This window comes from Pseudomonas putida (genome assembly GCA_041071465.1).
GTDB lineage: Bacteria > Pseudomonadota > Gammaproteobacteria > Pseudomonadales > Pseudomonadaceae > Aquipseudomonas > Aquipseudomonas putida_P.
Genome location: CP163498.1, coordinates 3920715 through 3941397, shown reverse-complemented (window position 1 = coordinate 3941397; position 20683 = coordinate 3920715). Strand labels below are relative to the sequence as shown.

The window sequence follows — 20683 nt, the reverse complement described above, 5'->3', positions numbered from 1 at the left end:
CGGGCTTCCACCTCCTTGCTGTGCGCCAAAGGCGCACGCCGTTCGACAGGTATCGACATGCCCCAAGCTGGCCCCAAGCTACTCACTCAAATTGCTGCCGTGCACTTCGTCAGCCATGTACACATCATGCTGATCCCGGCGCTACTGCCCGTGCTGCCTGGCCTGCTGGGGGTGGGCTTCGTCGAGCTCGGCGTAGCCCTGGCGGTGTTCAACATCGTTTCGGCCCTGGTACAGGCCCCGCTGGGTTATGCCGTCGACCACTATGGAGCGCGTAAAGTGCTCAAGGCCGGGCTGTTGCTGGGCAGCCTCAGCTTCCTGCTGCTGGCGGCCAGCCCCAGTCACGCGGTATTGCTGGTGGCAATGGCCATGGCCGGCCTGGCCAATGGCGTGTATCACCCGGCAGACTATGCACTGCTGGCCAATGGCATCGAGCCGGCACGCCTGGGGCGGTCGTTCTCTGTTCATACCTTCGCCGGCTTCCTCGGCTCGGCAGTTACGCCGGCACTTTTCCTCGGCATCGCCACCGTGTTCGGCACACCGGCAGCCCTGGCGGTGGGCGCGGTGTTCGGGGTAGCTGCGCTGCTGCTGATATCGATACCGGGCAGTGGCGTGTACCAGGCCGCCAGGCCTTGCAACAAAGAAGGCGCAGGCCTGGCGCCAACAACAGGCCGCCTGCGCGTGTTCACACCGATGATCGGCGTGCTGACGGTGTTGTTCATCCTGCTCAACCTGAGCACCAGTGCCATCGAGAAGTTTTCCGTAGCCGCCCTGATTCAGGGCCAAGGCCTGACACTGGCCTGGGCCAACACCGCACTCACCGCTTTCCTGCTGTGCAGCGCTGCCGGTGTACTGTGCGGTGGCGCCTTGGCCGACCGTACCCGGCGCCACGGTCTGGTGGCGGCGCTGGCCTTCGCACTGGCAGCGGCACTGACCGCGCTGGTGGCCCTGGGGCTGCTGCAGGGCTGGGCACTGGTGGTTGTATTGGGCGCCATTGGCCTGCTGACCGGGGTCATCGCCCCATCGCGGGACATGCTGGTCAAGGCGGCGGCGCCGCCAGGTGCCGAGGGCAAAACCTTCGGGCTGGTGTCGACCGGGTTCAACATCGGCGGCGCCCTCGGGCCGGTGGCGTTCGGCTGGATGCTCGACCAGCACCTGCCCAACGGGGTTTTCATCGCATCGGTCATGTTCATGCTGCTGACGGTGCTGCTGACGCTGGCGCAGGAGGCGTACCTGGCCAGGGCCCGCAACGCTGAACGACTGGCGCGCACCCTGTAGAAGCAGCCTTGCCCAGTCATTTCGATGGCTCAGTGTGCCGGGTTCGCATGCACCACTCGCCCGCCTGCCCCCGGCCGATTGACGAACAGCACATCCAGCACACTGTTGCGCAAGCCCTTCAGTGCATTCCAGTTCGCCGACGCATGCACGTACTTCTCGCGCAACAGCTGCTGCTCTTGCTCACTCAACCCCAGCTGGGTAACTTCTCCAAGGGCAAACGCATGCAACTTGCGGCTAATCGCCAGCAATTCATCCGGCACCCCATGTTCAGCCTGCCCGCCCAACGGCGCAAACGGCACGCCAGCCCGTACCGCCAACGCCCGCATCACGCTCAAGTACACCCGGGACAACTGCCCCGCCACCTGCCGCTCGCGGTACACCGCTGCGTACACCTGCTTTTGCGCCTCATCCGGTCGGCCGCCGGCAATCGGCTCCTCCCAGGTCGTTACTTGCGGCCTGGGTTCGCCCATATTGGCAAACGCCGAAGCCAGCAAGGCACTTGCCGTGGCATGCACGCGGCTCTGCTCGGCACGCATACCCACCGGCACACGCTGTGACTGCGGCTTGCACAGCAGTACCTGTTCCAACGTGGTTTCCGGGTACCCACCCCCTATATTCGAGTGCACGCCCGGCAGCACGATGTCGTGACCACTGCACACCAGCGGGAAGTTGTGCCGCAGCTCGTCCCCGCCACCAGTTGCACCACCTGTCGGGCTATACCCGCAGCCAGCCCCAGGCGCAGGTTGCCATGGCGGCCGTTGGCGGGATCGAAGTCACCCTGCAACGGCGCGATGATCGCCGCTACGGTGTCGAACAGGCCGATAAAGTTGATCGAGGTTTCACACACCACCGGCAACACCCCGCCCGCGCCATCGTTCAGCAGGTTGGCCAGGTGCCGCACCGCCGCCGCTCCGCGGCTGAACCCGAACAGATCGAACTCGACCCGCTCCAGCAGTGCCTGCGGATGCGCCCGCTGCCACACCTGCAGTTGCTCGGCCATGCCCTGCAAAGCCTCGGCAACCCGCGCCTCGGCCCCCGTACGCCCACGCCCGGTGGCAGAGGCGTAGACATGGTCGGCTTCACCGGCCAGGGTGCCCACGCCCTCCACATATTGTTTCAAAAACGCCTGCGGGCCATTGGCATTGGCTGCATCTGCCGGATACAACGCATGCAAAAGGGCCACATTGCTCAAGGCATTGCCATAACTGCAGCCCTTGCTGCCCTGCTCATCCATCGCCGTGGCATTGTGCTGGTTGTTACCAGTGCCATCGAAGAACACGCCAAAACGCAGGGTGACCGGCGTTGGGGTTGGCGTGCTGCCGCTGCTCATTTTCATCATCGTGCCTTCTGCTTGCCCAAAAAGCACAAGCAGGCGCCAGCACACCGGCGCGGAACATCAGGCAATGGCCAGCCATACGTAAGACATTTCTGTAGCAGCACACCCCAGCGCGAAGATAAATTTACCCGCCGCCATTAGTCGCCGCCCCCCGGATGGATTAAAGTATCAGCCCTTGCCAGGGCAGCTGCCTTCAGCCGCCTCAGGCCCTCTACCAGGAACCGTCGCCGATGGAACACCGTGAAGCGCTGATCGCGCTGCGCACCTTTCTTCTTCCCAGATCCTAGGCCAGGAGAAACTGGTCGAGCGGCTGTTGATCGTGCTGCTGGCCGACGGCCACATGCTGGTCGAAGGTGCCCCGGGCCTGGCCAAGACCAAAGCCATCAAAGAACTCGCCGAAGGCATCGAGGCACAGTTCCATCGCATCCAGTTCACCCCCGACCTGCTTCCGGCCGACATCACCGGCACAGAAATCTACCGCCCGGAAACCGGCAGTTTCGTGTTCCAGCAAGGGCCGATCTTCCATAACCTGGTGCTGGCCGACGAAATCAACCGTGCCCCGGCCAAGGTGCAGTCCGCGCTGCTCGAAGCCATGGCCGAGCGCCAGGTCAGCGTGGGCCGCAGCACTTACGACCTGTCGCCACTGTTCCTGGTCATGGCCACGCAGAACCCGATCGAGCAGGAAGGCACCTACCCGCTGCCCGAAGCCCAGCTCGACCGCTTCCTGATGCACGTAAAAATCGGCTTCCCCGACGCAGCGGTAGAACGGCGCATCCTGGCGCAGGCCCGTGGCGAAGCCCTGGGCGGCGAGACCAAGCCCGAGCGCCGGGTCAGCCAACAGGCCATCTTTGCCGCGCGCAAGGAAATCCTTGGCCTGTACATGGCCGATGCGGTGGAGGAATACCTGGTGCAGTTGGTCATGGCCACCCGCACCCCGGCCAAGTTCGACACGGAACTTGCCGACTGGATCGCCTACGGCGCCAGCCCGCGCGGTTCCATTTCGCTGGACCGTTGCGCGCGTGCCCACGCCTGGCTGGCCGGGCGCGACTTCGTCAGCCCCGAAGACATCCAGGCCGTGCTGTTCGACGTGCTGCGCCACCGCATCATCCTCTCGTTCGAGGCCGAGGCGGCAGGGATCGACCAGGACCGCGTGGTCCAGCGCATCCTCGACGTCGTCGCCGTTGCCTGAGCCCATGCCCACTGCGCAGCTGACCGAACCTGGCATCCGCATCGGCCTTGCCGAGCTGATCGACATGCGCCACCGCGTGCGCGAAATCCAGCTGTTTTCCAAGCCCGGCCAGCGCAGCCCGCTGGTGGGCCTGCACCATTCCAAGCTGCGTGGGCGCGGCGTGGACTTCGACCAGGTGCGCGTGTACCAGGCCGGCGATGATGTGCGCAACATCGACTGGCGGGTCACTGCACGTACCCAGGAACCGCACACCAAGCTGTTCCACGAAGAGCGCGAGCGGCCAATCTTCATCCTCGTCGAACAAAGCCAGCGGCTGTTCTTCGGTTCGGGGCTGATGTTCAAATCGGTGCTGGCGGCCCAGGCCGCCGCACTGTTCGGCTGGGCCGCGCTGGGCCACAACGACCGCATCGGCGGCCTGGTGTTCGGCGACAACGAACACCACGAAATCAAACCCCGGCGCAGCAAACAAAGCCTGCTGCAATTGCTCAATCGCCTGGCCAAGGTCAACCAGTCGCTGCACACCGAGGCCACGCCCGGGGCCGACAGCCTCGGCCTGGCCTTGCGCCGTGCCCGCGAAGTGCTGCGCCCCGGCAGCCTGGCCATCGTGATCTGCGACGAACGCTCGCTCAGCGCCCAGGTGGAACAGCACCTGGCCATGCTCTCGCGGCATTGCGACCTGCTGTTGTTGCCGGTGTCCGACCCGCTCGACCATGCCCTGCCCGCCGCCGGCCTGCTGCGCTTCGCCCAGCGCAGCGCCCAGCTGGAGCTGGACACCCTCGACGCCAACCTTCGCCAGGCCTACCGCCAACAGGCCGAAGCACGCATCGAGCGCTGGGAGGTGCTGGCGCAAAAGCTGCGGGTGATACTGATGCCACTGAGCACGCAAAGCGAAATGATCGAGCAACTGCGCGAGTACCTGAACGCCCAGCGCCCACGGAGCGCGTCATGAACCCGCTCGATCAATTGCACCCGCTGATCGCTCCGGCACCGATCAGCCTGTGGCCACCGGCACCGGGCTGGTGGCTGCTACTGGCCGTGTTACCGCTGCTGGGCTGGGGCCTGTGGCGGCTGCGTCGCTGGCGCCCGGGCAAGCGCCGCATCGTGCGCGCCGAGCAACCTCTGGACCCGGTGCGCGTGGAAGCCCTGGCCGAGCTGGCCCGCCTGCCACGCCCGTACGACGGCGCCCCGGCGGGCGCCTGGCTGCAACAGATCAACGCCCTGCTCAAGCGCCTGTGCCGCAACCACTACCCAGGCGCCAATAGCCACACGCTCAACGGCCGCCAGTGGCTGGCATTTCTCGACAACCGTTGCCCGGCCGCCGGCCTGACCCGCTGGATGGTACTGGTCGAAGGCGCCTACAAACCCGAGTGCAAACTCGACGACAAGGCCATTGCCGGGCTCAGCCAAGCCGTCGAAACCTGGATCCGCAAGCATGTTTGAACTGGCCTGGCCGTGGGTCTTCGCCCTGTTGCCGCTGCCTTGGCTGGCGCGCCTGCTGCTGCCGGCCGCCGACAGTGGCGAGCCGGTACTCAAGGTAGGCTTCCTCAGTGAACTGGAAGGCCTGGCCGGGCGCCGTGCGCGGCTTAACCTGCCAACCTGGCGCCAGCAGGCGCCGTTCGTCGTCATCTGGCTGCTGCTGCTGTGCGCTGCTGCTCGCCCGCAATGGCTGGGCGAACCGGTGCCAGTGGCCGCCAGCGGCCGCGACCTGCTGGTAGCGGTGGACGTGTCCGGGTCGATGGACTTCCCCGACATGCAGTGGAAAAACGAAGACATCAGCCGCCTCGACCTGGTCAAAGCGCTGATGGGCGATTTTCTGCAAGACCGTGAAGGCGACCGCGTGGGGCTGATCCTGTTCGGCAGCCAGGCGTACTTGCAGGCGCCGCTCACCTTCGACCGACGCACCGTGCGCACCTTCCTCGACGAAGCGCAAATCGGTATCGCCGGCAAGAACACCGCCATCGGCGACGCCATTGGCCTGGCGGTCAAACGCCTGCGCCAACGCCCGGCTCAAAGCCGAGTGCTGGTACTGATCACCGACGGTGCCAACAACGGCGGGCAGATCCACCCACTGACCGCCGCCCGCCTGGCGGCCCAGGAAGGGGTACGCATCTACACCATCGGTATCGGCGCCAACCCCGAAGCCAGTGGCACCCCCGGCCTGCTCGGTCTCAACCCGAGCCTGGACCTGGACGAAGCCGCCCTCAAGGAAATTGCCGACATCACCCACGGTGCCTACTTCCGCGCCCATGACGGCGCCGAGCTGGACGCCATCGGCGACACCCTCGACCAGCTGGAGCCGGTGGCCCAGCAACCGACCCAAGCCCGCACTGCTCAGGCCCTGTACGCCTGGCCATTGGCCCTGGCGCTGCTGCTCAGCGTGCTACTGGTAGTGGCCGTGCAGTGGCCCGACAACCTGCTGCAACGCCTGCTGCGCAAGCCGCGTTTCCTGCAGCCGCACCCCGAATGGCGCCAGCGTTTGAAGCGCCTGCGCTTGAGGAGGCGGCGATGATCGACCTATGGCCGCAATGGCTGCGTCCGCTCTGGTTGCTGGCGGTGCCCCTGCTCGGCTGGCTGCTGTACAAGCTGTGGCACCGGCGCAAACGCGCCGGGCGCTGGCAGATGATTTTGCCGCCCGCCTTCCATGGCGTATTGCTGGGCGGTGGCAGCGGCAGCACCAGCAAATTGCCGTGGATAGCCCTGGGCCTGGCCTGGGCGCTGGTGATCCTGGCCTTGCTCGGGCCCAGCTGGCAGCGCGTGGAAGAAAGCCGCCAACGGCCGGCCGACCCACTGGTGATCCTGCTCGAACTGACCCCGCAGATGCTCGCCGAAGACAGCCCGCCCAACCGCCTGGAACAGGCCCGGCGCAAAATCCTCGACCTGCTTGAACACCGCCGCGACAGCCAGACGGCGCTGGTGGTGTATGCCGGGTCCGCGCACACCCTGGTGCCGCTGTCCGACGACCTGGCCACCACCCGCAACTTGCTCGAGGCCATCGACCCATCGATCATGCCCAAACCCGGCCAACGCGCCGACCTGGCCGTGCAAAAAGGCCTGGCGCTGCTGGCCCAGAGCGGGCTCGGACAAGGCCGCCTGCTGCTGATCGCCTCGGCCCTCAGCGCGCCAGAGCGCCAGGGCATTGCCCAGGCCCTCGGCCGCCAAGGCCCAAGCCTGCTGATGCTGGGCATCGGCAGTCGAGAAGGCGCCCCCGTGCGCCAGGCCAACGGCGAATACCTCAAGGACGACCAGGGCGGCATCCTCCTGCCACGTCTGGACAGCGCCAGCCTCAAAAGCTTTATCAGCGGCACCGGCGGGCGCTACAGGCATGCCCGTATAGACGACCTCGACCTGCGCGGACTGGGCCTGTTCGACAACCCACGGGTCGGGCGCAATGACGGCCAGACCCTGCAGCTGGACAGCTGGGCCGACCAGGGTTACTGGCTGCTGATCCCATTGCTGCTGCTAGCCGCCTGTGCCGGCCGGCGCGGCTGGCTGTTCTGCCTGCCTCTGCTGCTGGCCTTGCCGCAGCCCAGCCAGGCTTTCGAATTCAACGACCTGTGGCTGCGCCCCGACCAGCAAGGCCAGCGGCTGCTGGAGCAAAATCGCCCGGCCAGCGCTGCGCGCCACTTCCAGGACTCGCAATGGCGCGGCATGGCCTTGTACCAGGCCGGCGACTATGCCGGAGCCGCCGAAGCATTTTCCCAAGGCGACACCGCAGCCGCCCACTACAATCGAGGCAATGCCCTGGCCCACAGCGGCGAACTGGAAGCCGCCCTGGACGCCTACGAGCAAGCCTTGGAGCGTCAGCCCGACCTGCAAGCCGCGCTGGACAACCAGGCACTGGTGCAACAACTGCTGCAGCAGCGTGAAGCCAAGGCCGAGGAACAACCGCCCAGCAGTGATGCCCAAGGCACACCTGGCAGCGAAACCGAAGGCAACAGCAGCTCGGCTGGCAGCCCGGCCCAAGGCACACCCGGCAACGACCAGGAAGCCAACGCCGAACAAGCTGGCGAAAGCAGCAGCAACAACCAAGCCGCACCCGGCAACCAGGCCGGGGGGACGACAGCGTCATCCAGCCGCCACAGCGCCCGGTGTCCACCAACCTCGATACCGAACAGCGCCAGGCCCTGGAACAATGGCTGCGGGAAATCCCCGACAACCCGGCGGAGCTGCTGCGGCGCAAGTTCTGGTATGAACAGCAATTGCATCAGGAAAACCCACGATGAGTCGCTTCGGCGTCTTTCTCCTCACCCTGCTATGGGCCGTTCTGGCTCAGGCCGAACCGCTGCTGCAAGCCAGCGTCGACCGCACTCGCCTGGAGGCCGGCGAAAGCCTGGAACTGACCCTGGAAAGCCAGGACGTTACCCAGTTCGGCAAGCCCGACCTACGCGCCCTGGAAGGTGACTTCGAAGTGCGCGGCACGCGCCAGCTGAACAGCTTGCATACCCTCGACGGCGAAACCCGCGCCAGTACCCGCTGGATCATCACCCTGCTGCCACGGCGCAGCGGCAGCCTGCGCATTCCCGAGCTGCAACTGGGCCAGTCGCACAGCCAGGCCATCGAACTGCAAGTGCTGCAAGCCGATGCCAGCCGCCCGGACAGCGCCTCACAGGTGTTCATCGAGGCCACCCTCGACAGCAACGACGTCTATGTCCAGGCACAGGCCGTGCTCACCCTGCGCATCTACCACTCGGTAGCCCTGTACGACGACAGCAGCCTGACCCCGCTGCAACTGGAGAACGCCAAGGTCGAGCCACTGGGCGAATCACGCACCTATGAAAAGGAAATCAACGGCGTGCGTCACGGCGTGATCGAAACCCGCTATGCAGTGTACGCCCAGCAAAGCGGCAGCCTCGACATCCCGCCACTGACGTTCACCGCCACGGCCGCCGCCAGCAACGACGAGGCGCCACAGGCCAACGGCACCGCCCGCGCCGGCCGCCAGGTGCAGGTCAGCTCGCTGCCGTTGCGCCTCACTGTTCGGCCTATTCCGGCCGCCTGGCCCGCCGGCGTGCCGTGGCTGCCAGCGCGCAACCTGACCCTGGAAGAGCACTGGAACCCCGACCCCGGCAGCCAGAAGGTGCAAATTGGCGACTCACTGACGCGCAACATCACCTTGCGTGCCGAAGGCTTGTCCAGCACCCAACTGCCGCCGCTGCCGGCCACGGAGATCATCGGCCTGCGCCGCTACCCCGACCAGCCGCTGTTGCGCAACGAAATCAACGAACGCGGCATGACCGCCAACCGCGAAGAGCGCGAAGCCCTGGTGCCCACCCACGCCGGCACGTTGGCCTTACCGGCGCTGGAAGTGGCCTGGTGGAACACCCGCGAAGACCACTTGGAACACAGCAGTTTGCCAGCGCGCACCTTGAACGTGCAGGACAACCCGGCGCTGAGCGCCGACACCCCGGCGGGCGAAAACAGCAACGCCAGTACCCTGCTGTGGCCTTGGCAGCTAGCCACACTGCTGTTCGCCCTGACCACCGTGCTGGGCTTTGCCCTGTGGTGGCGCGCCCGCTCGCGGCCTGCGGTGCTGCGTGCCGCGCAGAACGGGCCAAGCCCGCGTACCCTGCTGGATGACCTCAAGCGCGCGTGCCAGGCCAACGACCCACAGGCCACGCGCCAGGCGCTGGATGCCTGGGCCCGGCAACAGCCGGAAACCCTGGCCGAGATGGCGGCGCGCTTCGTGCCGTTGTCGGATGCGCTGGATGGGTTGAACGGGGCGTTGTACAGCGAGAGTGGCCAATATTGGCAGGGGGAGGATTTGTGGCGGGCGATCGGGACGATTCCGCCGGCCGAGCAGGTGCTGTTGCCGGCGGGTGAGACCGGCACCTTGCCGCCGCTTTATCCCAAGTAACGCGCTGCCTGCACGATCCCTGTAGGCGCGGCCTTGTGTCGCGATTGGGCCGCACAGCGGCCCCACGCTTGGGTTACCATACCGCCCTTCCCCCGCTTGCCCGATTCGACACCAACAGGTCATCCATGCGTCTGTTTCATACCTCCGACTGGCACCTGGGCCAAAGCCTGCACGGCCAGGAACGCGACTTCGAACACGCCTGCTTCCTCGACTGGCTGCTCGGCCAGCTGCACCTGCGTCAACCCGATGCGCTGCTGATCGCCGGCGATATCTTCGACACGGTCAACCCGCCGGTCAAAGCCCAGGAACGCCTCTACGACTTCATCGTCCAGGCCCACGAGCAACAGCCCAAGCTGGACATCGTGATGATCGCCGGCAACCACGACTCGGGCTCGCGCATCGAACTGCCCGCCGCGCTCATGCGGCGCCTGCGCACCCATGCCCTGGGCCGTGTGCACTGGCTGGACGAAGGCCAGCTGGATGCCGAGCGGCTGCTGATTCCGCTGACCAACGGCCGTGGCAAGGTCGCTGCCTGGTGCCTGGCCCTGCCTTTCCTGCGCCCGGCTGAAGTGACCGGCCCGCACCTGGGTGACGACTACCTGCAAGGCATCACCCAGGTGCACCAGCAACTGATCGCCGCCGCGCAAAAAAAGCGCAAGAAAGACCAGGCGCTGATCGCCATCAGCCATGCACACATGGCCGGTGGATCCGTGTCGGAAGACTCCGAGCGCAGCCTGATCATCGGCAATGCCGAGGCGCTGCCGGCCAAGCTGTTCGACAAGGCCATCAGCTACGTTGCCCTGGGCCACCTGCACAAACCGCAGAAGGTCAACCGCGAAGAGCGTATTCGCTACAGCGGCTCGCCGATTCCGCTGTCGTTCGCCGAAATCAACTACCCACACCAGGTGCTGGAAGTGGAGCTGGACGGCGCTGGCCTGGTCAGCGTCGAACCGCGCCCGGTACCGCGCGCGGTAGCCCTGCAACGGGTGGGCCCGGCACCGTTGGGCGAGCTGCTGCAGCAACTGGCCGACCTGCCGGTGATCGACCTGCTCGAAGACCCCAACCGCCAACCCTGGCTGGAAGTGCGGGTTGTTCTGGACGAGCCGCAACCCGACCTGCGCCAGCAAATCGAAACCGCGCTGGAGGGTAAGGCGGTACGGCTGATCCGCATCAGCGCCGAATACGCTGGCCGCACCAACGCCGAAGATGACGACTTGGCCTTTGTCGAACTGGCCCAGATGACCCCGCAAGATCTGTTCAGCCGTGCCTGGGAGCAAGCCTACGGCAACCCCGCCGACGAGCAGGCGCTGGCCGACTTCGCCCTGCTGTTGCAGGACGTGCAGCAGGAAGAGGAACAGCCATGAAGATTCTCGCCATCCGCCTGAAGAACCTGGCATCGCTGGCCGGCCCGGTCGAAATTGACTTCACCGCAGAACCCTTGGCCAGCGCGGGCCTGTTCGCCATCACCGGGCCGACCGGTGCCGGCAAGAGCACCCTGCTCGACGCCTTGTGCCTGGCGTTGTTTGGCACCGTGCCACGGCTCAATGACATCGGCCGAGAGGCCAAGGTGCCGGATGCCGACGGCGAAATCCCCACGTCAGACCCCCGCAACCTGCTGCGCCGTGGCACCGGCAGCGGTTTTGCCGAGGTCGATTTCGTCGGCATCGATGGCCGCCGCTACCGTGCCCGCTGGGAAGCCAACCGCGCCCGCGACAAAGCCAACGGCAAACTGCAACTTAGCCGCCAGAGCCTCTACGATCTCGACAGCGAGCAAGTACTGGCCAGCGCCAAGAACGAGTTCAAGCCACTGGTCGAGGCCAGTCTGGGCCTGAACTTCGAGCAGTTCACCCGTGCAGTGATGCTGGCCCAGAGCGAGTTCGGCGCGTTCCTCAAGGCCGACGACAAAGAGCGCAGCGAACTGCTGGAAAAGCTCACCAACACCGCCATCTACACCCGCCTGGGCCAGCGCGCCTTCAGCAAGGCGCGTGAAGCCGGCGAGGCGCACAAAGCCCTGAATGACCGCGCCAGCCACTTGTTGCCGATGGCCGTCGAAGCCCGTACCGAGCTCGACCAACGCCTGGAGCAGGCGCAGCAACAGTTCAAGGCCGACCAAACCGGCGAGCGCCAACTTGAGCAGCAACGCAGCTGGCTGAATGAGCAACGCCAGCTGCAAGCCCAGCACGTCGAAGCCGGCACCGCACTGCAGGCCGCTGAACAGGGCTGGCAGTTGCTGGCCGAACCCCGCCTGGACTTGGTACGCCTGGAGCGCCTGGCGCCACAACGTCACCAATTTCATCGCCAACAGGCACTCAGCGCACAACTGGCGCCAGTGGCCGCGAAAATTGCCGAGCAGCAACAGCAGCAAGACGCACTGCAGGTGCGTACCCACGAGCTGGAGCAGGCGCTGAACGCTGCCCGCCAAGCGCTGGCCGATCGCCAGGCCCAGCATGGCGAAAACACCCCACGCCTGCGCCAGGCCTTTGCCGCCCAGGACAACCTGGCCCGCCTGGACCAGGAGCTGGCCACCCAGCGCAGCAGCAACCAACAGGCTGAACAGCAAGTCGCTGACGGCCAGCAGCAGCTGCAGCAGTTGGAAGACAATCAGCAGCGCAGCCTGCAGCAACTGGCACAGATCGACACCGCGCTTGCCGACAGTCAGCACCTGGCGGGCCTGACCGATGCCTGGCACGCCTACTTGCCGCAACTTAAACAGGTGATGCTGATAGGCGGCCGCCTGAGCAAAGGCCGCGACGAGCTGCCCGGCCTGCAGGCCCTGGCCAGCCAGGCCAATGCACACTTGCAGGCCGAGCGTGACGCCTACGACCTGCTGTTCCGCGAGGCCAAGGCCGAACCACAGGCCCTTGCCGAGCAGATCGACCTGCTGGGCGGCATGCTGCAGGACAACCGCAAGCAGCAGCGCGCCGTCGAGGAACTGTCGCGCCTGCACGCCCGTGAACGGGAGCTGCGCCAGCAGTTGGACGCCGCGCGCGAACGGCAGCAGCAGGCCATGCAGCAGCGCCAGCAGCTGATTACCGAGGGCACCGCCGCCAAGGCCGAGCTGGAGGCCGCCGAACAGGCGCTCACCCTCACCCGCCAGTTGCTGGAGCGCCAGCGCCTGGCACGCAACACCAGCGTCGAAGAACTGCGTGGCCAATTGCGCGACGGCGAACCCTGCCCGGTATGCGGCAGCGCCGAACACCCGTTCCATCAGCCCGAAGCGCTGCTGCAGAGCCTGGGCCGCCATGACCAGGCCGAAGAAGACGCCGCCCAGAAACAGGTCGAAAGCCTCAACAGCAAACTGGTGGAGCTTCGTACCCAGCTGGGTGTGGTCAATGCTCAACTCAAGGACTACCAGCAGCAACAGCAACACCTGAGCGAACAGCTGCAGCCAATAGTGGCCCAGGTACAGGCGCACAGCCTGTGGCCTGCCCTCGCCCCGCAGGACGACATCGCCCGTAGCACCTGGCTCGACAGCCAACTGCGGCGCCTGGACGAACACATCGGCCAGGACGAGAAGCGCCAAAAAGTCCTGCTAGCCCTACAAAAAGACGCCGCCCGCCTCAACCAGCAACTGCAGGCCGCCCACGACGCCCAGCAGCAGGCCCAGCGCCACCTGGAGCAACAGCACCAGGCCCTGGCCAACGATGAGCAGCAGTTGCAGCAAGGCCTGAGCGACCTGGCCGGGGTTCTGCCCGAGGAAGCCCTCAAGGCCCTGAACGAAGACCCGGCCAATGCCTTCCTGGCCCTTGACCAGCAAATTGCCCTGCGCCGGCAACACCTGGAACAGCGCAAGGACGAACAGGAAGAACAGCAAGCCCGCCAAACCCAGCTGGACAAACTGCGCGACCAACAACAGGCGCGCGTGCAAGGCCAGCAGCAGTTGCAACAAAAGCTGGCTACCCTCGACGAGCAACGCCAGCAAGCCCAGGCCTCGCTCGGCGAGCTGCTCGGCGAACATGCCAGCGCCGAAGCCTGGCAACAGCACATGGACACCGTGCTGGAGCAAGCCCGTGCCCTTGACGCCGACACCGCCCAGCACCTGCAGGAACTGCGCACCCAGGGCGTACAACTGGCCAGCGAGCTCAAGGCCAATGCCCAGCAGCAACAGGCGCTGACCAGCGAATGCCAGCAGTTGCAGGGCCAGATCGCCCAATGGCGCAGCGAGCACCCGGAACTGGATGACGCCGGGCTGGACCGCCTGCTGGGCATGGATGATGCCCAGGTGAATGAACTGCGCCAGCGCCTGCAAAACGCTGAAAAGGCCATCGAACAAGGCCGGGTGCTGCTGCAAGAACGTGAGCAGCGCCTGCAGCAGCACGCCGCGCAAATGACCGTGGACACCTCGGTCGAAGCCCTGGAGCAAGCCCTGACCGAGCTACGCGAGCGCCTGACCCTGCACGAGCAACAGTGCGCAGAATTGCGCGCGCTGCAGGCCGACGACCAGCGCCGGCAGCAGGCCCACCAAGCACTGGCGGCAGAAATCGATGAGGCTCGCCAGCAATGGCAACGCTGGGGTCGCCTGAATGACCTGATCGGTTCGGCTTCGGGCGACGTGTTCCGCAAGATTGCCCAAGGCTACAACCTCGACCTGCTGCTGCACCACGCCAACGCCCAGCTACGCCAGCTGGCCCGCCGCTACCGCCTCAAGCGCGGCGGCAGTGCCCTGGGCCTGCTGGTACTGGATACCGAGATGGGCGACGAACTGCGTTCGGTGCACTCGTTGTCGGGCGGGGAAACCTTCCTGGTATCGCTGGCCCTGGCCCTGGGCCTGGCGTCAATGGCCTCCAGCACCCTGCGCATCGAATCGCTGTTCATCGACGAAGGCTTCGGCAGCCTCGACCCCGAGTCGTTGCAACTTGCCATGGACGCCCTCGACGGCTTGCAGGCCCAAGGCCGCAAGGTGGCGGTGATTTCCCACGTGCAGGAAATGCACGAGCGCATCCCGGTGCAGATCCAGGTGCGGCGCCAGGGTAATGGCCTGAGTGACGTGGAGGTGTGTGGGTGATCCTCTACTCGTTCCGCCGCTGCCCCTGGGCCATGCGCGCGCGCCTGGCCCTGCGCTACGCCGGCTGCGCGGTGGAAGTACGCGAGGTGGCGATGAAGAACAAGCCGGCAGAATTGCTGGCCTTGTCGCCCAAAGGCACGGTGCCGGTGCTGGATACCGGTGCCGGAGTGCTGGAAGAGAGCCTGGACATCATGCGCTGGGCGCTGGCGCAAAATGACCCGCAGGATTGGCAACTGCAGGCAGACCCTGCGGCGGCGCAGCACGCTGAAGCCCTGATTGCGCGCAACGACACTACGTTCAAGGCGCAGGTGAACCTGTACAAGTATGCCGAGCGTTACCCGGCGTATCCCCGCGAGCATTACCGCCAACAGGCCGAAGCCTGGTTGGCGGAGCTGGAAGGCCTGCTCGAAGGCCGGCCTTACCTGCTGGCCGATCATCCGAGCCTTGCCGATGCCGCGTTGCTACCCCTGATGCGCCAGTTTGCCGGGTCGAACCGCAGTGGTTCGCCGAGGCGGCTTATCCGCAAGTGCGGAGCTGGCTGGAGGGGTGGCTGGCTTCGGAGCTTTTTAAGTGGGTAATGGCCAAGTAATCAGCTTTCGACTTTACGCGAAGCCCTGTGGGAGCGGATTTACCCGCGAAGCAGGTCGCGCGGTGCATGGCAAGGGCTTCGCCCTTGTTCGCGGGTAAACCCGCTCCCACAGGGTACGCGTGAGGCTTGGCATCAGTGGTTGTGCTTGCCACTGAGGGCCGCATGGAAATTGGCACTCTGGCGCAGGTACTGCTCGGTGTAACTGTGGGTAGCAGAAGCCTTGCCGCTGCTGTCGGCATGGGCGTGCGCTGGCAGTACGACCGATGCGGAAATGGCGGATGCGGCAATGACCGGGAAGAGATTGAAGTTCATCTGGGCTGACCTCGACGGCGGTGGTTTGACAGTGGCCCGTTTGGGCCTTGGGTCAAACTTACGCCGCCGACGCCGAACGCAAAAATTCATTGCAGCAGTATCGATTATCACGCCGATCGATATCACTCGATGAACTTCAGGTCCGAAGGTGCTTCCTGCTTCAGTGTCTGCACCGTCTCCAGCAGCTTGCCACTGCGCGGATCGCGGCGCATCACCACGATCTGGTTGCTCTTCTGGTTGGCCACCAGCAGGAAGTTGTCACTGGGGTCCAGGGCAAACTCACGGGGATGATCACCTTCCACCGAGCGACGTTGCAGAAACGCCAACTGGCCATCGTCCTTGCCCACACTGAACACAACGATTTCGTTGGCCGTTCCGCGATTGCTCACGTACAGGAAGCGCCCATCTGCCGACAGGTGCAAGCCTCCCGCCGCCTTGGCCGCAGGGTCCTGCTGTTCGGCCAGCGGCAAGCGCTGGCGCTCGAGCAAGGCATCGTCCTTGACATCGAACATCACCACTTCGCCACTCATTTCCAGCGTCAGGTAGGCATGCCGGCCCTTGGCGTCAAACAGCAGGTGACGCGGCCCGCTACCTGGCGGCAAGTCCACCGAGGCCGGGATTGCCGGGCTCAACGGCTTGTCCACACTGGCACCGTCGTAGCGGTAGATGAACACCTTGTCTGCACCCAGGTCGCAGGCATACACATGCTGGCCATCGGGCGACAGCACCAGTGAATGCACGTGGGCACCGGCCTGACGCTCGGGGTTGACCCCACTTGCCTTGTGCCGGGCCTGTTGCACCACGGCCTTGAGCTTGCCGTCCTTGGCCACCGGGATCACCACCAGGCTGCCGCCGGGGTCGGGCTTGACCGCGTAGTTGGCCACAAACAGGTAACGCTGGTCACGGCTGAGGCTGGCGTGAGTCGGTTCGTCACCTTGGGTGGCCACCTGGTTGAGCGGCTTGATCTCACCCTTGGCACTGACGCTGAAACTACTGGCATGCCCACCCTGGGTTTCATTGACCGCGAACAGCAGGCGCTGGTCGGCCGACAGCACCAGCCATGAAGGGCTGACGCTCTTCACCACTTGTTGCGGTGTGGGGTCGATGTGGCCGGCCTTTTCATCGAACTGGTAGCGGTAGATACCCTGGCTGGCGCCATCGGTGTAGCTGCCCACCAGCAAGGTGGCGGCGTGGGCATTGATTGTCAGGCTCATCAGGCTAGCGGTCAGCAGGCTCGTCCAGGTCCGGTTCATCTTGGTCTTCATCCGGGGCGCGAAAGGCACTCATACAGACTAGCCGATGCGCGCCGTTGGCATCGTTGAGTTGCCACTCATCGCCGGTGGCAACGGCGCCGGCGACTTGCTCGGGGGTGAATGACCAGCGGCGCAGTTGGCGGCCGTCCATGCATTCGATGGTAAGGCCGGACTCATCGGCGGTGAAGTCGAAGGCGTGCAGGCCGTCGATGAGGAGCATGTCGCAGGACTGCAGGGCGTTGGCGAGGGGGGACATGGGGGTACCTGTGGAAGAAGTGGCGGCATTATAACCTGGGGCCGCAAAGCGGCCCCCTGCCATTTAATGGGCGAAAATCGACCCACCCTCCTTGCCCACCATTTTTTCAGGCTTGATGAGGAACCGCGCCAGGGCCGGCAGCAGCCAAAGCGCGCCAAACATGTTCCACAGCAGCATGAAGGTCAGCATCAAGCCCATGTCCGCCTGGAATTTGATCGCCGAGAAAATCCAGGTGCACACGCCGATGGCCAGGCACAAACCGGTGAACAACACCGCTTTACCGGTCGAACGCAGGGTCTGGTAGTACGCTTCCTGCAACGGCAAGCCGGCGCGCAGGAAGCTTTCCAGGCGGCTGTAGATGTAGATACCGTAGTCCACGCCAATTCCCACACCCAGCGCCACCACCGGCAAGGTCGCCACCTTCACCCCGATGCCCATGTAGGCCATCAGTGCGTTGCCCAACACCGACGTCAGCACCAGCGGCAGCACGATGCACAGCGTGGCAGCGAACGAGCGGAAGGTGATCAGACACATCACTGCCACGCAGATGTACACCAGGATCAGGATGGTCAACTCGGCTGACTTGATCACTTCGTTGGTCGCAGCCTCGATCCCGGCGTTGCCCGCTGCCAGCAAGAATTGCAGGCCCTCCTTGTTGTGGCTGTCGGCAAACGCCTTGGCCACGGCGGTAACCCGCTCCAGGGTTTCAGCCTTGTGGTCGTTGAGGAACACCAGCACGGGTGCCAGTGAGCAGTCGCCGTTGTACAGGCCGTCGGCACGAGCAATGGAGTTGTTGAGGATGTCCGGGTTACGCGACAGGGTTTCCCATTTCAGGCTGCCCTCGTTCATGCCCTTGATCACCTGCTTGGACACGGTCACCAGGGAAATAGCCGACTGCACGCCCGGCGTGTTCTGCATGGTCCACATCAGCTCGTCGATCGGTGCCATGGTCGAGTGGACAGAGCACTTCTCCGACGGGGTCTTGACCATGATCACCAGCACGTCGGAGCTGGTCGAGTAGTTGCTGATGATGAAGTTGTTGTCCTGGTTGTAGCGTGAGTCAGGGCGCAACTCCGGCGCGCCCTGGTCGAGGTCGCCGATCTTCAGGTTCTGGCTGTACCACAGGCCACCGGCGAAGGCGACCAGTGCCAACAGCACCGAAACCGGCGCCACCTTGGCACTGGCAAAGTTCGACAACAGCCGCCAGAACGGGTGCTCGCGCGTCGCGTCCTTCTTGCTGCGCTCGATGGCCTTCTTGCTGATGCCAACGTAGGAAATGGCCACCGGCAACAGGATCAGGTTGGTGAACACGATCACCGCCACGCCAATGGAGGCGCCGATGGCCAGCTCGCGAATCACCCCGATGTCGATGATCAGCAAGGTGATGAAGCCCACCGCGTCGGCAAGGATAGCGATCATCCCCGGCAGGAACAGCTGGCGGAAGGTACGCCGTGCCGCGGTCAGGGCGTTGTCGGCGTCACTCGACTGCAAGGCAATACCGTTGATCTTCTGCACCCCATGGGAAATACCAATGGCGAAGATCAGGAACGGCACCAGCATCGAGTACGGGTCCAGGCCAAAGCCCACCGCATGCATCAGCCCCAACTGCCAGACCACCGCCACCAGGGTGGTGATGAGCACGGCGATGGTGCTGCGGATACACCAGGTGAACCAGTACAGCAGTACCCAGGTGATGGCCAGCGCGACGCCGAAGAACATCGCCACCATCACCAGGCCATCGATCAGGTCACCGACCTTCTTGGCGAAGCCGACGATGTGAATTTTCACATTGGGGTTTTGTGCCTGGAACTTGTCGCGGACCTTCTCTTCAAGCAGGTGCGAGAACTGTTGGTAGTCCAGTTTCACCTGTTTGCCTGGGTCTTGCGGGTCGGGATAGCTTTCCAGCAGCGGTACATCGACGATGCTGGACTTGAAGTTGTTGCCCACCAGGCGCCCCACCTGGCCGGACTTGAGCACGTTGTCACGCAGGGTGTCGAGGCTGTCCTGCGAGCCGTTGTAGGTGTTGGGGATTACCTCGCCACCGGAGAAGCCCTCTTCGGTGACCTCGCTCCAGCGCACACTGGGGCTCCACAGCGACTTCAGCCCGGCACGGTCGACACCGGGGATGTAGAACACTTCGTCATGGACCTGGCGCAGGGTCTCCATGTAGTCCTTGTCGAAGATATCGCCGTTCACCGCCTCCACCGAGATGCGCACGGTGTTGCCCAGGTTGGCCAGGTCGTTGCGGTGCTCCATCATCTGCTCGATGAACGGGTGCTGCAGCGGGATCATCTTCTCGAAGCTGGTGGACGGGCGAATCTGCGTGGCCTGCCAGAACAGGAAAATGCTGACCAGCACGCACAGGGCGATGACCACGGGGCGATTGTTGAAGATCAGGCGTTCAAGCAGCGTGGCCTTGTCCTGGTGATGCGGGTGCATGGTAATGCTCTCCCTGCTGGTCATCGGCTCACCCCCTCGGCGCCCTGGGCATCAGCCAGGTGTACGCCACCCTGCCCCACCAACAGCAGGCCGCCGTTGGCCAAGCCACTGACGCCGGCCAGGGCGATGCGGTCGGCACGGTTGTACACGCTGAAGGTTTGCCCATCATCGGTGCTGCGCAACACACTGCCGCCATTGCCGACCAGCACCAGGCTGCCATCATCGACAAGCGTAGCGCCTGCCAGGCCGAATTCGAGGTTACCGCGTGCGGCCTTGAGTTCGATCGGCTGCCAGCTGTCACCGAAGTCGCTGGAGCGGAACAGGTTGCCGCGCAGGCCGTAGGCCAGCAGTGTTTGCGGTTTGGCGGTACCGATCACGCCGAACAGCGAGCCCTCGTAGGGGCCCTGTACCTTGGCCCACGTCTGGCCGTTGTCGGCGGAGCGGAACATGCCGCCCTGCTCGCCGACGATGAACAGGCCGGCTTCGCGCACCCGAGCGATGCCGTTCAGGTGCAACTGGTCGGGGTTGTCCAGCCGCTCGGCCACGTCTTGCCAGTGCTGGCCACCGTCGGTGGTTTCCAGCAAGGCGCCGTAGGCCCCCACGGCAAAGCCGTGCTGGGCGTCGAGGAAGGTGACATCGAGCAAGGGGGCTTCACGGGCGAGGTCTTCGTATTGCTTGCTCCAGGTCGCGCCGCCGTCGCTGCTGGCGAGGATCTGCGCGTCATGGCCGACTGCCCAACCACGCTTGTCGTCGAGGAAGTACACCGCCGTGAGCAGTTGCCGGGTCGGTACACGGGCTTGGGTCCAGGTGCTGCCCTGGTCATCGGAGAACAGGATATGGCCACGATCACCCACCACCACCAGGCGCTTGCCAGCATGGGTGGCGCCGATCAACAGGCTTTGGCTGGCCTTGGCCGATTCGGTGGAATATTCGTCGGCCCCGGCGGCCTGGGCACTGTCGGCCCACACCCCCAATGCCAGTGCCAGCACTGCGCTGGCCGCCCATGGCCAGGCACCACGCCTGGCTGGCGCCTGTAGCTGTTCCCTCATGACTGCCCCCTGTTGTGTTCTTGTTGGTGGGTCAATGCATTGCAGGTACTGCGAAAAGCCTGATCTAGAGGCCTGCAATAGCTTGAGGGGATCGTAGCGGGGATGTTTGCGGGAATACAACGGGCG

The 20683-nt window shown here is 64.9% G+C and carries 12 protein-coding genes and 4 pseudogenes; 10 read left to right on the top strand and 6 right to left on the bottom strand.

Annotated elements, in window-relative coordinates:
• Nucleotides 1-57: 57 nt before the first annotated feature.
• Nucleotides 58-1275, top strand: a complete 1218-nt coding sequence (locus AB5975_18215) for an MFS transporter (protein XDR18557.1) — start codon at nt 58-60, stop codon at nt 1273-1275.
• Nucleotides 1276-1304: 29 nt separating this feature from the next.
• Here the strand turns inward: AB5975_18215 and AB5975_18210 are convergent.
• Nucleotides 1305-2614, bottom strand: a pseudogene (locus AB5975_18210) (DUF2235 domain-containing protein).
• 227 nt (nt 2615-2841) lie between these two features.
• On the opposite strand from AB5975_18210, the pseudogene AB5975_18205 reads away from it, so the two are divergent.
• The 9 genes and pseudogenes from AB5975_18205 (at nt 2842) to AB5975_18165 (ending at nt 15248) form a co-directional block, all read left to right on the top strand.
• Nucleotides 2842-3800 (top strand): annotated as a pseudogene (locus tag AB5975_18205) (AAA family ATPase).
• 4 nt (nt 3801-3804) lie between these two features.
• Complete coding sequence (locus AB5975_18200; protein XDR18556.1) at nt 3805-4749, top strand: DUF58 domain-containing protein; 945 nt, start codon at nt 3805-3807, stop codon at nt 4747-4749.
• A complete protein-coding gene (locus tag AB5975_18195) occupies nt 4746-5240 on the top strand; it encodes a DUF4381 domain-containing protein (GenBank protein XDR18555.1) in 495 nt (164 codons plus the stop codon). The genes AB5975_18200 and AB5975_18195 overlap by 4 nt, the downstream gene beginning before the upstream one ends.
• Complete coding sequence (locus tag AB5975_18190; protein ID XDR18554.1) at nt 5233-6309, top strand: VWA domain-containing protein; 1077 nt, start codon at nt 5233-5235, stop codon at nt 6307-6309. The genes AB5975_18195 and AB5975_18190 overlap by 8 nt, the downstream gene beginning before the upstream one ends.
• Nucleotides 6306-8023 (top strand): annotated as a pseudogene (locus AB5975_18185) (tetratricopeptide repeat protein). Before AB5975_18190 ends, AB5975_18185 begins: the two are co-directional and overlap by 4 nt.
• A complete protein-coding gene (locus AB5975_18180) occupies nt 8020-9654 on the top strand; it encodes a BatD family protein (GenBank protein XDR18553.1) in 1635 nt (544 codons plus the stop codon). Before AB5975_18185 ends, AB5975_18180 begins: the two are co-directional and overlap by 4 nt.
• A 125-nt stretch (nt 9655-9779) precedes the next feature.
• Complete coding sequence (locus AB5975_18175; protein ID XDR18552.1) at nt 9780-11018, top strand: exonuclease SbcCD subunit D C-terminal domain-containing protein; 1239 nt, start codon at nt 9780-9782, stop codon at nt 11016-11018.
• Nucleotides 11015-14659 carry an SbcC/MukB-like Walker B domain-containing protein gene (locus tag AB5975_18170; GenBank protein ID XDR18551.1) on the top strand — a complete coding sequence of 1215 codons (3645 nt, stop codon included), beginning with the start codon at nt 11015-11017 and terminating at the stop codon, nt 14657-14659. The genes AB5975_18175 and AB5975_18170 overlap by 4 nt, the downstream gene beginning before the upstream one ends.
• Nucleotides 14656-15248, top strand: a pseudogene (locus AB5975_18165) (glutathione S-transferase). The gene AB5975_18170 and the pseudogene AB5975_18165 overlap by 4 nt, the downstream one beginning before the upstream one ends.
• 132 nt (nt 15249-15380) lie before the next feature.
• Here the strand turns inward: AB5975_18165 and AB5975_18160 are convergent.
• From AB5975_18160 to AB5975_18140, 5 genes are all read right to left on the bottom strand, one after another.
• Nucleotides 15381-15560, bottom strand: coding sequence for a hypothetical protein (locus tag AB5975_18160; protein ID XDR18550.1), 180 nt, complete (start codon nt 15558-15560; stop codon nt 15381-15383).
• A 122-nt stretch (nt 15561-15682) separates the two neighbouring features.
• Complete coding sequence (locus AB5975_18155) at nt 15683-16813, bottom strand: lactonase family protein (protein XDR18549.1); 1131 nt, start codon at nt 16811-16813, stop codon at nt 15683-15685.
• Nucleotides 16779-17069, bottom strand: coding sequence for a DUF5629 family protein (locus AB5975_18150; GenBank protein XDR18548.1), 291 nt, complete (start codon nt 17067-17069; stop codon nt 16779-16781). The genes AB5975_18155 and AB5975_18150 overlap by 35 nt, the downstream gene beginning before the upstream one ends.
• 63 nt (nt 17070-17132) lie before the next feature.
• Nucleotides 17133-19508 carry an RND family transporter gene (locus tag AB5975_18145; GenBank protein XDR18547.1) on the bottom strand — a complete coding sequence of 792 codons (2376 nt, stop codon included), beginning with the start codon at nt 19506-19508 and terminating at the stop codon, nt 17133-17135.
• Between the two features lie 20 nt (nt 19509-19528).
• Nucleotides 19529-20557, bottom strand: a complete 1029-nt coding sequence (locus AB5975_18140) for a WD40/YVTN/BNR-like repeat-containing protein (protein ID XDR18546.1) — start codon at nt 20555-20557, stop codon at nt 19529-19531.
• Nucleotides 20558-20683 lie beyond the last annotated feature (126 nt).

Bases quoted from the DNA above. Each gene is read 5' to 3' on its own strand.
- AB5975_18215 (XDR18557.1), top strand. From the start codon at position 58: ATGCCCCAAGCTGGCCCCAAGCTACTCACTCAAATTGCTGCCGTGCAC.
- AB5975_18150 (XDR18548.1), bottom strand. From the start codon at position 17,069: ATGTCCCCCCTCGCCAACGCCCTGCAGTCCTGCGACATGCTCCTCATC.
- AB5975_18200 (XDR18556.1), top strand. From the start codon at position 3,805: ATGCCCACTGCGCAGCTGACCGAACCTGGCATCCGCATCGGCCTTGCC.
- AB5975_18175 (XDR18552.1), top strand. From the start codon at position 9,780: ATGCGTCTGTTTCATACCTCCGACTGGCACCTGGGCCAAAGCCTGCAC.
- AB5975_18195 (XDR18555.1), top strand. From the start codon at position 4,746: ATGAACCCGCTCGATCAATTGCACCCGCTGATCGCTCCGGCACCGATC.
- AB5975_18140 (XDR18546.1), bottom strand. From the start codon at position 20,557: ATGAGGGAACAGCTACAGGCGCCAGCCAGGCGTGGTGCCTGGCCATGG.
- AB5975_18155 (XDR18549.1), bottom strand. From the start codon at position 16,813: ATGAACCGGACCTGGACGAGCCTGCTGACCGCTAGCCTGATGAGCCTG.
- AB5975_18160 (XDR18550.1), bottom strand. From the start codon at position 15,560: ATGAACTTCAATCTCTTCCCGGTCATTGCCGCATCCGCCATTTCCGCA.
- AB5975_18180 (XDR18553.1), top strand. From the start codon at position 8,020: ATGAGTCGCTTCGGCGTCTTTCTCCTCACCCTGCTATGGGCCGTTCTG.
- AB5975_18170 (XDR18551.1), top strand. From the start codon at position 11,015: ATGAAGATTCTCGCCATCCGCCTGAAGAACCTGGCATCGCTGGCCGGC.
- AB5975_18145 (XDR18547.1), bottom strand. From the start codon at position 19,508: ATGCACCCGCATCACCAGGACAAGGCCACGCTGCTTGAACGCCTGATC.
- AB5975_18190 (XDR18554.1), top strand. From the start codon at position 5,233: ATGTTTGAACTGGCCTGGCCGTGGGTCTTCGCCCTGTTGCCGCTGCCT.